The organism is Cohnella sp. (assembly GCF_041641335.1).
Taxonomy (GTDB): domain Bacteria; phylum Bacillota; class Bacilli; order Paenibacillales; family Paenibacillaceae; genus Cohnella.
Genome location: NZ_JBEPYQ010000056.1, coordinates 15,396 through 28,397 on the forward strand (window position 1 = coordinate 15,396; position 13,002 = coordinate 28,397).

The 13,002-nt window shown below is 59.5% G+C and carries 11 protein-coding genes and 1 other annotated feature; of the genes, 5 read left to right on the plus strand and 6 right to left on the minus strand.

Annotated elements, in window-relative coordinates; translation table 11 throughout:
• Positions 1-76: 76 nt before the first annotated feature.
• Both ACESLM_RS18195 and ACESLM_RS18200 read left to right on the plus strand, forming a co-directional pair.
• Positions 77-1,192, plus strand: coding sequence for a DNA alkylation repair protein (locus ACESLM_RS18195; protein ID WP_372632992.1), 1,116 nt, complete (start codon positions 77-79; stop codon positions 1,190-1,192).
• Entirely contained in the window at positions 1,189-2,268 is a 1,080-nt protein-coding gene (locus tag ACESLM_RS18200) for an FUSC family protein (protein WP_372632993.1), read from the plus strand. The genes ACESLM_RS18195 and ACESLM_RS18200 overlap by 4 nt, the downstream gene beginning before the upstream one ends.
• Before the next feature lie 51 nt (positions 2,269-2,319).
• Here ACESLM_RS18200 and ACESLM_RS18205 read toward each other — a convergent pair whose 3' ends face one another.
• The 6 genes from ACESLM_RS18205 to ilvA form a co-directional block, all read right to left on the minus strand.
• A complete protein-coding gene (locus ACESLM_RS18205; protein WP_372632994.1) occupies positions 2,320-2,598 on the minus strand; it encodes a calponin homology domain-containing protein in 279 nt (92 codons plus the stop codon).
• A gap of 13 nt (positions 2,599-2,611) precedes the next feature.
• On the minus strand, positions 2,612-2,755 hold the full coding sequence (locus ACESLM_RS18210) for a hypothetical protein (RefSeq protein ID WP_372632995.1): 144 nt from the start codon (positions 2,753-2,755) through the stop codon (positions 2,612-2,614).
• Between the two features lie 74 nt (positions 2,756-2,829).
• Entirely contained in the window at positions 2,830-3,405 is a 576-nt protein-coding gene (locus ACESLM_RS18215) for a TVP38/TMEM64 family protein (protein ID WP_372632996.1), read from the minus strand.
• 37 nt (positions 3,406-3,442) lie between these two features.
• On the minus strand, positions 3,443-4,648 hold the full coding sequence (locus tag ACESLM_RS18220) for an MFS transporter (protein WP_372632997.1): 1,206 nt from the start codon (positions 4,646-4,648) through the stop codon (positions 3,443-3,445).
• A complete protein-coding gene (locus ACESLM_RS18225; RefSeq protein WP_372632998.1) occupies positions 4,629-5,843 on the minus strand; it encodes an MGDG synthase family glycosyltransferase in 1,215 nt (404 codons plus the stop codon). The genes ACESLM_RS18220 and ACESLM_RS18225 overlap by 20 nt, the downstream gene beginning before the upstream one ends.
• A gap of 410 nt (positions 5,844-6,253) precedes the next feature.
• Entirely contained in the window at positions 6,254-7,522 is a 1,269-nt protein-coding gene (ilvA, locus tag ACESLM_RS18230) for a threonine ammonia-lyase IlvA (RefSeq protein WP_372632999.1), read from the minus strand.
• Positions 7,523-7,629: 107 nt separating this feature from the next.
• Positions 7,630-7,891 (minus strand) — a binding site (T-box leader).
• Between the two features lie 51 nt (positions 7,892-7,942).
• Here ilvA and ACESLM_RS18235 point away from each other — a divergent pair.
• The 3 genes from ACESLM_RS18235 (at position 7,943) to ACESLM_RS18245 (ending at position 12,947) form a co-directional block, all read left to right on the plus strand.
• Positions 7,943-8,509, plus strand: coding sequence for a hypothetical protein (locus tag ACESLM_RS18235; protein ID WP_372633000.1), 567 nt, complete (start codon positions 7,943-7,945; stop codon positions 8,507-8,509).
• Positions 8,510-8,655: 146 nt separating this feature from the next.
• Entirely contained in the window at positions 8,656-9,846 is a 1,191-nt protein-coding gene (locus tag ACESLM_RS18240; RefSeq protein ID WP_372633001.1) for a stalk domain-containing protein, read from the plus strand.
• A 767-nt stretch (positions 9,847-10,613) separates the two neighbouring features.
• Positions 10,614-12,947: a 3-hydroxyacyl-CoA dehydrogenase/enoyl-CoA hydratase family protein gene (locus ACESLM_RS18245; RefSeq protein ID WP_372633016.1), complete on the plus strand. Its 2,334-nt coding sequence runs from the start codon at positions 10,614-10,616 to the stop codon at positions 12,945-12,947.
• The last annotated feature ends 55 nt before the right edge of the window (positions 12,948-13,002 follow it).

Here is a 13,002-nt window from a genome sequence, read left to right on the forward strand (position 1 = left end):
AAGCCTGTCCGTGAGGTGGAATTTATTCGCCGGGCGGACATGCTATAATGGATTTATTTAGCTGGAGGAGTTCATTATGCCGGAGCCGCTTAAGGCCATGTATAACGCCCAGTTCTTGAAGGCGTTCGGAGATACAGTGAAGCAAGCGTACGCAAAATTCGAAGTCGACCGCTTCCTCAATCTCGTACTCGGAGAGGGATGGGAGGAGCTGGAGCTTAAGCAGAGAATGCGCAGAATTACGGAGAGTCTGCGTCAGACGCTTCCCGCCGATTACGGCCAGGCGCTGGACATGCTGGAGGCGATCTCGGACGAGTGCCGCGGCTTTCCGTATTTGTTCTTCCCCGACTTCGTCGAGAAGTACGGGCTGGGCGATTGGGAGCGGTCGGTGCGGGCTTTGGAGAAATTCACCTCCGGCTCCAGCTCCGAGTTCGCCGTGCGTCCGTTCATCAAGCTCGATCAGGATCGAATGATGGCGCAGATGCTGGAGTGGAGCGGGAGTTCCGACGAGCACGTGCGCAGATTGGCCAGCGAAGGCTGCCGCCCCCGCCTGCCCTGGGGAGAGGCGCTCGGCGCGCTGAAGCGCGACCCTTCGCCGATTATGCCGATTCTGGAGCGGCTGAAGGCGGACCCGTCGGAATACGTCAGACGCAGCGTGGCGAACAACCTGAACGACATCTCCAAGGACCACCCGCAACTGGTGCTCGATATTGCGAAAGCTTGGCAGGGCGGCTCGGGGGAAGGAACGGATTGGATCGTTCGCCATGCCTGCCGCGGCCTGCTGAGAGCCGCCCATCCCGAGGCGATGGCGCTGTTCGGCCTTGCTCCGCAGGAAGGCATCGAGGTGCTGGAATGGGAAGTGCATCCGGCCAAGCTTTCGATCGGAGAATCGGTGGAGTTCCGCTACGGGCTGCGAACCTCCGCCGGGGAGGAAGCGAAGCTGAGGATCGAGCTGGCCGTCTATTTTCCGCGCTCGAACGGCAAGCTGTATCGCAAGCTGTTTAAGCTCAGCGAGAAGAGCGTTCCGGGAGAGACGCGGGTTCAGGGAGGAAGAGGCTTCTCGTTCGCGGACCTGTCCACCCGTCGGCACTATCCGGGCGCGCACCGGATGGCGCTCGTCGTGAACGGCCGCGAGGTCGCGGAAACCGACATCGAACTGCTCGCAGCCGCTGAGCAAGGAGGCGCGCAAGCATGACGATCGGAGCCCGCGTGCTGAAGACCGGCCTTGCGGTCGCCATCGCGCTGTGGATCGGCCAACTGATCGGTCTCGAATCCCCGCTTATCGCGGCTATCGCTTCGATCTTCACGATTCAGCCTTCGATTTACCGCTCGTGGACGCAGATGCTGGACCAGGTGCAGAGCAACGTGCTCGGCGCGATCATCGCGATCGGCGCCGTCTGGCTGATCGGCAATACGCCGATTCTCGTCGGACTCGTCTGCATCGGCGTTATCCTGATCTGCATTCGCTTGAAGGCCGAGGACACGATCGCGCTGACGCTCGTCACCGTCGTCGTCATTATGGAAGCGCACGGTCAAGGCTGGATGATCGCATGGGATCGGCTGGCGGCCATTCTGACCGGGATGGTCTCCGCCTTCGCGGTGAACGTTGCCGTCGCACCGCCCCGTCACCGGACGCGGTTGGTGAAGCAGGTCGAGGATGCGCAGGCTTTGCTGTCCCGACTGCTGCGCACGGTCATCTCCAACGAGCTGAAGGAGAGCGTGTACCGGAAGGAGCAGAGCGAGCTGCGGATGAAAATCCGCAAGCTGGAAGATTACTACGACATGTTCGCGGAAGAGCGGGTATGGAGGAAGCAGCCGCGGCTGAAGCGAGCCCGCCTGCTCGTCGTGTACAAAGGAATGCTCTTCGCCCTGGAGCGGGGCTATGCGCTGATTGAGGCGGTGGAGGAGCAGTACTGGACCGTGTCCACGCCGAAGTCGTGGAACCGGCTCATCGATCGGGAGATCGAAGCGCTGTGCGCCTATCACGAGCAGCTGCTGTGGAAGTGGGACGGGAAAATGAAACCCGGGGCTTCTTCGGCCGCGCCGCCGCCCGAAGCCTCGATTCTGCTGAGCGAGCTGATCGACGAGCAGATAGAGCAGGATCAGGCAGCCCGTTCCCGGATGCTCGTCATTATGGGGGCGGTGTACAACTACGAAGAACGGCTGCGGAGACTCGATAAGCTGATGGAGCAGTGGCTTCAGCGCGAGTCCGGAACCGATGTGGAAGCCGAGGAACGAGAGAGCTCGCTGTTCTCCCGTTTGAACGAATAGCTAGGCGAAACGCCAGACCGGATTGAGCCTCAAGCCGGTCTGGCGTTCGGTTTACTTCTTCCCCGAAGCCATCTGCCGGCGGGGGTGATCGATCTTGCCGAGCTTGTCGGTATCGTTCTCCTTGGGGACGAGACGAGGGTCCGTCCGGCCTTCGTGATGGTTATCGAAGGCGAATTCGGTCAGCGTCCATTCCGTCTCCCCGAGAATGACATCGGCGGGAAAGACGTCTCCCCGTTTCAGCTTCTGGGCTTGTCCGGCCTCGTTCTCGTACACGCCGTCCACTTCGACTTTTTCTCCGGACATCGGTTCCATTCTTTTGGATTCGCTCATCTCGCGCTCCCCCTCACAATCCGTGTTTCGGAACGGCGGCTCTGTCGGCTTCGGATTGCAGCCGCTCGGCCGCTTCCTTGCCCGTTCCGGTCCGATCCGCTACCGACTGGGCCTTGCTGGCCGCTTTCTGCTTGTCGGAAGGCTGTTTGCCGGACATGACCATTCCCTCCTTTGGCGTTCGAATGCCCGCTTAGGATTCCACGAGAGGGAGGGGCTTATGCTTCAGCGCTCCTACTGATATCGGCCCTCGAGCTTGCGCCCTCCGAGCCACATCAGCCCGATGATGGAGATAGCCAGCACGATGCGCCACGGATCGTCCGCCATCGCCTGCAAGTCGTGTCCGAGGAAGCTCAGGATGAAGATCATAACGGCTTTGCCCAAGCCGATGGCGGTCATGAACGTGTGGAACGGAATCCGCGACATGCCGGAAGCGATATTCACGAGGGCGGACGGCGAGAAAGGGAAGCAGGCCAGAATGAAAATCGGAGTAAAGCCCTTGCGCTCGATGTACGCGAAGAACTTCTCCGACTTCGGGAATCTCGCGCGAATCCGGGCTCCGTAGCGATTGCCGAATCGCCGCGCAAGAGAGAAGACGAGCAAGGCTCCGAGGGTCACCCCGATCCAGGAGTACAGAAAGCCGAGCCACATGCCGTAAGCGGCCGCGTTGGCGACGACGAAGACGACCAGCGGCAGGACGGGAAGAAGCGCTTCGAGAAAAGGCAGTAAAATGCCGGGCAGCGGACCGAATTGCGAATAACGGTGCAGCAGCTCCTTGATCTCTTCGAGATTGAAATCCCCACTAAACATTGAAATTGCTCCATTCGACCCGTCCGGCGGACTTCGATTATTTCTCTCCCTTCGCCAAGGCAGGCGAGGTTTCGCCCCTGAACAGCCTGAAGGGGAAGAAGACGTAGAACACGCTGATCGCGATAAACAGCAATCCGGCAATGCCGATGACCGAAGCTTCGGTATACCGGGTCGCGATCAGCCCGCCGATGACCGGTCCGATCATTCCCCCGATGCCTTCCACCGTGGAAAATACGCCCCATCCGAGTCCTTGCTGGCCTTGAGGAACGTAGGCGGCCAGCAGGGCGTTCCAGGCCGGCAGCACGGCGGCATAAGAAATGCCGAGCACGAACGCCCAGAACAGGGCCAGTCCGAGCGGAGGATGCAGAGTGAGGGCGAACAGCACCAGGCCGAACGCCAGGAACCCTACGATAAGAAACCATTTTTTGCCGAAGGCGTCGGACAGCTTGCCCATCGGAATAAGGCCGATGACCGTACAGCCTCCGCCGATCATCAGCAGAATGGAATAGTGAGTCGCGGTCATGTCGAGCGCGTTGACCGCGAAGCTCGGCAGAATAGGGAGAAGCATACCCGCGCCGAGCGTCTGCAGCACCATGCCGGGAAGCAGCAGCTTCATCTCGCGCAGCCGGCTGCCGAGTATGGAAAGCTGCTTGCGGAACGGCATGACGTCGATGTGCATGCTTTTCCCTCCTTTGATCATGAGGGAAAGAAGCCATGCCGCCAGCGAAACGCCGACCATAACCCAATAGCTGAGCTGGAGATCGTAATCCAGCAGCAGGTTGATGACGACCGGTCCGCTGCCGAGGCCGACCAGCCAGACCGTATACAGGAACCCCATCTGGGTGGCGCGTTGATCTTCCTTGATCTTGGTCAGGCAGACGATCCAGATCGGCGAGATGCCGATTCCGTACAGAGCCGCGGCCGCAATGAACACCCAGGGAATATCCGCGAACTGCAGCGCCGCGATGCCGAACAGGGAACACAAGGCGCCGACGCCGACGACCATGCGGACGGACAGGCGGTCCAGCAAATAACCGATCGCCAGCTTAAGTCCGGTATCCGTAAAATAATGAGCGGTAATGGCAGCCCCGATCACATCGAGATTGAGACCGAGAGCTTTATCTCCGTAGATCGGCAGGAAGCTGATCAGCGCCGCTCCCCTGACGAATTCGATCAAATACAGAATGGTCAGGTACAGGAGCATATCCGTACGGAGCAGGGATTTAAGGGATGACTTGCTCACATGCAGCTCTCCTTTGCAACTCCGGTGAACCCGAAACCCGGGACAGGTCGTCCCGATACCGGAGTTTTCCGCCGTCGATGTCGGGAACCACTTCCATTATATTCAATTGACGGGCAATATCCAAGGCGATCGTATCCGAGGCGTCAGGCTTGCGCAGCGAATAGATCGCCTGAAGCATCTGCTCGCGAAGCCGGGGCTTCTCGAGTCGTTCCGCTATAGCTTGCGCTAGCTGGCCGATCGTTCTGCATATGACGGCGGCCCCTCTGCTTTCCAGATATCGGGCGTTGTTATATTCCTGCCCCGGTACGGGGCGATAGAGGAAGATCGGCAATCCGGCGGCGATCGCTTCCGACAGAGTCAGTCCGCCGGGCTTCGTGACGATGCCGGAGGCGACGGCCATCCAATCCTGTATTCGCTCCACGTAGCCGAGAATCGTAACGTTGGGATTACTCTCGAGCTGGGTCTCGAGCGCTTGGCGAAGCGCCCGGTTGCGGCCGCATACGACGACGACGCGAGCGGCGCATCGCTCGGCCAGGCTGCGGCATAGGCTTGCCGCATGGACCGGCGCCATTCCCGCGCCGGCCATGACCAGAATGGTCGGTCTTCCGACGGGGGAAGCCGTTTCCGCGGACAGAGTCTGAAACTCGGGACGGATCGGGATGCCCGTCGCGGCAACCTGATGCGGCTCGATCCCCAGCTCGCAGAGCTGGCCGCGCATGTCGTCTGTCGCGACGTAGTACTTGTCGATCGCGGGATGAACCCAGCGCAGATGCAGATCGAAGTCGGTAATGACGTTATACATCGGGATTTTGCGGCGCATCTTGTGCATGACTTGTGGGCAGGCCAGCGTCGGGAACGTATGAACGATGGCGTCGGGCCGCTCCTTTTCCACCATTTTCAGCAAGGCCGGCACTCCGAACGAATGCAGCCAGGAGGCGAACATGGAATCCGGCTTCATCGTTTTCGTGCGCTGGTACACCCAGCCGTAGGCTTGGGGCAGCACGGAATAGCTTTTGCGGTAGACGAATCGGCTTACCCCGTTCAGCACGGGATGCGACTCCTCCAGCAGATCGACGAGCTTGACCTCCACGTTGCCGAGCTTGGCGAAGCTCTGCCGCAGCGCGGACGCGGCTTGCCAATGTCCATCTCCGAAACGGGCGTACAGGATGAAAACTTTCATCGGGTTATACATCATGCTCGCACCTCGCATAGTCTGGTTAGTCGCAACGATCATTCTCCATCCACTGTAACTCCCAATTGTAAATCCGGGATAAAGCTTAGGAGGCGGCACGTCAATTCCGTTGAAACCCGTACTTATTATTTTTGGCGAATCAGATGTCGGTTATGCGGCTGCACGTGAAAAACGCCTGTCGGAAAAGGTCTTGGCGAAAAGGGAGAACGGATGGCGACGGGGGATGAGGAGGAGTTGACAGCAGGCGCGGGGGACGAGCGGTTAACTGAATAATAAGAGGTTGTCCCATAAGTAGGTCGTACAAGCATCGGAAGGAGATAGATGCCCGTCACATTCATCCATCGATTATCGTTTGGTACGACTCTCTTTACTTATGGGACAGCCCCTGGAAGAAGTCCCGGCTTGGCGGAACCTCAGATCAGCAGATTAAACAGCAGAGGGTCTTTGTTCAGCTCGATGAATTGGAAGCCTTTGTTCCTCATCCGTTCCAGCAGACCCTCGCAGTCTTCCGGACTCTTAAGCTCGATGCCGACGAGCGCCGGTCCGTTCTCCTTGTTGTGTTTCTTCGTGTACTCGAACTGGACGATGTCGTCTCCAGGACCGAGCACGTCGTCCAGAAACTCGCGCAGCGCTCCTGCTCTCTGCGGGAAGTTGATCATGAAGTAATGCTTAAGCCCCTCGTAGATGAGGGATCGCTCCTTGATCTCCTGCATCCGGTCGATGTCGTTGTTGCCGCCGCTGATGACGCAGACGACGTTCTTGCCGCGTAGAGCCTCCGGGTCCATCGCCGACAGCGCGGCGACGGTAAGCGCCCCGGCGGGCTCGGCGACGATCGCATGCTCGTTGTACAGCTCCAGAATCGTCGTGCAGACCCGTCCTTCCGGCACGACGGCGATGTCGTCCAGCAGCTCCCGGCAGACGGCGTACGTCAGCTCGCCGACCCGCTTGACCGCGGCTCCGTCCACGAACTTGTCGATCTCCGTAAGCGTAACGACCTTCTGCTCCTCGAAAGCCTGCCGCATGGAGGGCGCTCCTTCCGGTTCGACCCCGATGATGCGGGTCGCCGGGCTGATCGCTTTGATGTACGTCGAGACGCCCGCCGCCAATCCGCCCCCGCCAATCGTCACCAGCAGCACATCGATGGAAGGCGCGCCGCCTTCGATGATTTCCTTGCCGATCGTGGCATTGCCCGCGATGATCCGGGAGTCGTCGAACGGATGGACGAACGGCAATCCTTCCTGCTCGCTGACGCGCACGGCTTCCGCATAGGCGTCGTCGAACGTGTCGCCGATCAAACGGATGTCGACCTTGTCTCCTCCGAACAGCTTCACTTGATTGATTTTCTGCCTCGGCGTCGTCGCGGGCATGAAGATCATGCCCGGAATATCCAGCCTGCGGCAAGAATAGGCGACGCCTTGGGCATGGTTGCCCGCGCTGGCGCAGACGACGCCCCGGCTTCTCTCTTCCGGGGACAAAGAGGCGATCAAGTAGTAGGCCCCCCGTATTTTGAAGGAGCGGACGACCTGCTGATCCTCCCGTTTCAAATACACGTTGCAGCCGAACTTGGCGGACAATGCGGGATTCAACTGCAGGGAAGTAGGGGCGATCACGTCCTGCAAAACACGGTGGGCGTTCAGAATATCGGCAAGCTGGACGGCATATTGTTCGGAGCGGGCGTTCATTTCGAAATCATCCTTTCTGCCGATGTCGGCCTATAAGCGTATAATTGTGAGTTCAAAAAGTCCGGTTTTCAGCAACCGCTATAAGAATACAAAAAAACCGCCCCCTGGAAAGGGACGGATCGTTATCCGTGGTACCACCCTCGTTCCCGATTTTGCAATAGTGAAGTTGCAACGTCGGGCGCTCGCTCGTCGTATAGAGTATATACGACTTCCCGTAACGGGGGAACCGTCGGCGCTTAATGAGAAATCGGATTCGGCGCCGCTTCTCGGGGAGGATATTGCACCGGCTTTCGATCGTCGGCTCTCAGCGTTCGCCGACTCTCTGGGGATCGAAGGGCCCGGACAACTTGTTCCCGTCGTTGAATTTATTTATTGTTATACGCCTCTCTTCCCCCGAAGTCAACCATAAAGGAGATTGCGATGAAAAAATTGTTGATTGGACTGTTCGTACTCGTCTTCCTCGCCGTCATCGCGGGGGTAGGCGCGCACTATTATGTGAAGCCGGACCGGTCTCTCGATCTATCTTATGAGGAGGTGCCGCTTAAGGAACGCGCGATCGACATGGCCAAAAGGATGTCTCTGGAGCTTATCTTGACGGACGACGACATCGGCAACCTGGCCAAGAAGTCGCTCGCGGGCAATCCTCTCGTAGAGAACGACATCGTCGTGACCGGAGCGGAATTCGCGCTGGAAGGCGACCGGTTGATCGCGGACTTGAACGTGCTGTGGAAGGACTGGGTTTCCGCCGAACTGCGGATTACGTATCGCTTGCGCTGGCAAGATCCGAACGTGATCGCCGACGTTCTGGAGGCCAGGATGAAGGGGGTGCCGCTGCCGAAATCGATGCTGTCCAGCCGGGTGATCCCGATCGCCGAGGAGCTGCCCAAGCCGCTGAAAATCGAAAGCATGAAGTGGGGACAGACGGAAGTCGGAGTGATTTTCCGCAAGCCGAGCCTCAAGGATTTGCAGGAACTGATCGGCGGATAGCGGTATCGGACCCGGAATTCGGCCGGATCTTCCGGGCGCGGGGCGAACAAAATTTCGGCTTTTATGCCAGCCCGTCCGAACTAGCTGTTATAATAGACTAGGTTTATAGACGGTTATTCATTACATACAGAAAGTTGGTGCGACAGTTGAAACGTTTGGCAATCGTGTTGTTCTCGGCAGTATTGGCGTTTACGATGGCGGGCACCGCCTCCGCTGCGACCGCAGGCCAGTCTTCGGCCGTCAAGATCAAAGTCAACGGCGAAACCGTCGACGTAGGAAGCGGGCTGCTGATCGAGAAAGGCAAAAGCTACATCGAGTATGGCGCTCTCTTCGATGCGCTCGGTTACGGCACGGAGCTGGACCCTTCTACGGAAATCCTGTACGCGGAATCGGAAGATTACGAGATTCAGGCTTCCGCGGAGGCGGACATCGCCATCGTGAACGGCCGTACGGTGCCGAGCACGGGCGAGATTATCGAACGCGACGGCCGCACGCTGATCGGGGTTCGCTTCGCGGGCGTGTTAACGAACCACAACGTGCTGTGGAACGGCAAGGATAAGACCATCTCGCTGGTGTTCCAAGGCCCGACTTCGGCGGACAAAGCATCCGTGAACGAGCTGTTCGGCAAGATGCTGCTCGTGGAAGCCGCAGGCGACGCGGAAGGAATCGTCGGGCTGATGTCGGACGATACCGTCATGGACTTGGACGAAGTTCGGGCGAACTTCGAACAGGCTCGAACGAAAACCCAAATCACCGAGTTGAAGATCCAATCTTTCAGCAAGAGAGAAGCTGTCGTTCTCGTTATCGAAGATACGAAGAAGATCAGCGGAGGCTTCTATCCGGACAACCTCGCGCAAGTTCGCTATACTCTTCACAAGGATTCGGAGAACGGTTGGAAAATCTACAACGTCGAAGTGCTCGGACTCGAGTACACGAACATTCCGGGATTGTTCGAGCAGCAGGCGACGCTGCCGGAAGCCGACAAAGCCGCGATCGGCCAAGTGTTCGCAGACCAAGTGAAGGCGGCCAACGAGAAAAACGCCGAGGCTTACGTTGCGACGCTAGCCGACTTCCCGGAGAAAGAGCTGCTGAAGGAACAGTTGACGCAATTGTTCGAGACGACGACGCTTAACGTGACGAGCGAGCAGTGGACGGTCGTCGATTACGATGCCAAGCTGGGAACCGCTTCTTTGCTGGTCAAGATGGTGTCGGAGACGGTGATGGGCGGACAAACGTTCAAGAGCCGTTCCGTCGTGCTCAACGACGCCGTTAAGACCGACGGCAAATGGCTTCTGCAGGCGGAGGCGATTATTCTCTCCAGCGAGAATTTGCAGTAATAGGCGCGACATCGCCGCTCTCCCGACTATGGGAGGGCGGTTTTTTTGACGTTCAGAAAGTATAAAATCCGCTATCCTTATCTGAATCGTCTCCGACATAAACGTTATCCCGCCGATCTGAAGGATGGCGTAAGCTGTTTTGCTTAGCCGGGAACGACGGAGCGCGCGAGGTTGCAGAGAGGAAGGCCGATGGTCCCCCGCGCGCAGCTCCCAGCGCGCGGTGTTTCGCTGCATGACGGCGGTCGGTCGACCACATGCGCTCCCATCGTTGAAAGGGACTAGGGGGACGGGATAGTTTTGGGCGGAAAATCCGCGCTAATTTTGTCGAAAGGGGAAGATAAGCAGAAATAGAGCGGGAAATCCGCTTTAATTTTTCCAAAACAGAATAAACGTGGAAATAGAGCGGGAAATCCGCTTTAAATCGCTCGACAAAGGTACAGCAGCGAATTTAAAGCGGATTTTCCGCTTAAAATCAACAAGGCGCGTACCATACCCGAACGGATCGAGATGGGCAGCGCTCTGCGGGTCGAGTTGGGCAGCGCTTAGAGGATATTGCTGGAAATGACGTTTCGGACGCATTCACCGACTTCAAGAACGGGCAGCTGGCCCGTTATTTCTTACGTGAGGCGGCTTGGTCGGCTATTTGGAGACGCGGATATGTCCTTTTTTGCCGATGTGGGCATATGCACAGCGGCTTGCGGAATAAATTTACCAATATCAAGTCGATTCAAGGTGCGGCGGGGAGGTGGAGAGACGGCTTGCGGAACGTGCGAAAAGCGGCGGTCATCGGAGCGGGGGTGATGGGTGCGGCCATTGCCGCGCAGTTGGCGAACGCGGGCATTCCCAGCCTGCTGTTCGATCTGGAGAGCAAGGCGGAAGAAGGGCGGGAGAGGTTGAAAAGGACGAAGCCGTCCCCGCTCTACGATCCGGCATTCATCGGAAGGATCGAAACCTGCGATTGGGAGAGGGAGTACGAACGGCTTGCCGAATGCGATTGGGTCATCGAAGCCGTAACGGAGAGGTTGAACGTTAAGATGGGCGTCTGGGCGCGCATCGATGCGGTATGGAGGCCGGGCATGGTTGTCAGCAGCGCCACGTCGGGGCTGTCCATCGACGAGATCGTCTCCTCGTGCGGCGAAGAGCTGCGGAAGCATGCGATGGTGACGCATTTCTTCTACCCTCCGAGATATAGGAAGCTTCTGGAGGTGGTGCCCGGTAAGGAGACGGATCGGCAGGCGTTCGAGGCGACGGCGTTGTTCTGCCGGGACCGGCTGGGCAGAGGGGTCGTAGAGGCGAAGGACACGCCGAATTTCATCGCCAACCGGATCGGAACATATGCCCTGCTGGCTGCCTTGCAAGCAAGGGAGAAATACAGCCTCACGATCGACGAGGCGGAGGCGTTAACCGGTCCGCTGATCGGGCGTCCCAAGAGCGCGACGTTCGGCATGCTGGACTCGGTCGGCCTCGATACGTTCTTGCAAGCGTGCCGCAATGTGCGGGAGAACGTGCCGGACCCGCTGGAGGCGGCGGCTTTCTCGAATCCGGCGTTGATCGAGCGGATGGCGGAACGGGGATGGCTGGGAGCAAAGAGCGGCGGCTTTTTCCGCGAGGACGATTCCGCGTCCGGGGAAGATCGCTTACGGGTGCTGGACCCGGAGGCGATGGCTTACGTTCCGCGGAGCAAACCCGTTTCCCGCACGCTCGAAGCGGCGAGGCGGGCGGGCGGAGAGACGGCCGGCAAATTGCGTGTACTGCTGGAGGCGGCGGATCGGGACCGGCTGGGCGCTTTCGTCCGGGACGTGATCGACGATACGTTGTGCTATGCCGCGGAGAAGCTCGGGGAGATTGCCGACACCCCGATCGAGATCGACCGGGCGATGCGGTGGGGCTTGGACTGGGAGGCGGGACCATTTGAATTGTGGGACGCGCTGGGCGTGGCGGAAACCGCGGCTCGTCTGGAGGAGAGAGGGAGAGCGGTGCCGGCTCCGGTAGCGGCCATGCTGGGGAAAGGAACGGCTTCGTTCTATGTGAAGAAGGCAGGAAGTCAGTTCTATTATTCGCAAGGGTATTACAAGTACGTCGAGGAGAAGCCGGGGGAAATCTCGTTAAGCGCGCAGCGAGATCGGGGACGGACGATCCTCTCGGAGGACGGAGCGGATCTGATCGATCTGGGTGACGACGTCGCTTGTCTCGAATTCCGTTCTTCGAATAACGAGCTTGGTCCCGGCGCACTGGCTGCCGTTCGCCGCGCCGCGGAGGAGGTGGAGCGCAACTGGCGCGGACTGGTATTGGCGAACGAGGGGCGCAACTTCTGCGTCGGAGCGGATTTGATGCTGCTGCTGATGGAAGCGGAGAACGGCGAGTGGGAAGAGATCGACCTGATGGTTCGGGAGCTTCAAGAGAGCGTGCGGACGCTGCGCAGGCTGCCGCGTCCGGTCGTTGCCGCTCCGCACGGGAAGACGCTCGGAGGCGGGGCGGAGATCTGTTTGTCGGCGGATCGGACTTTGTATGCGGCGGAGACGTATTTCGGCCTCGTCGAGACGGGAGCGGGGCTGATTCCGGCCGGGGGAGGCTGTCTGGCTTCGGCCGTCCTGGCGAAAGAGCGGGCCGATGAAGCGGGGCTGGACGATGCGACGCGGCCGTTGATGCAGCTGTTCGAGTCGATTGCGCTGGCCAAGGTGTCGGAGAGCGGTTGCGACGTGAAACGCCTCGGCTATTGGAGGGGAGGCGATACGGTTGTCCTGCGCGACGAGACGCGAATCTACGAGGCGAAGAGCGCGGTGCTGGAGCTGGAGCGCAGGGGTTGCGCCGTTCCGGAGCGAGATCGGCGCGTCGCGGTCGGAGGCCGGGAGACGGCGGCGGTTCTGAAGACGGCCGTCTCCACGATGCGGCGAGGCGGCTATATCTCCGAGCACGACGCGCGCATTGCCGGCAAGCTGGCCGACGTGCTGACCGGCGGCAGCGTGCCGGCGGGGCTGGAGGTGAGCGAGCAGCGGCTGCTCGACCTGGAGCGGGAGGCGTTCCTTAGCCTGTGCGGAGAGCCGCTGACGCAGGCTCGGATGCGGCATTGGCTGGCGACGGGCAAGCCGCTTCGCAACTGAGGCGGGTCGGACGAGGCGAGCGGGAGTCCGAAGGCATGGGGAGCGCCTTCGAGCG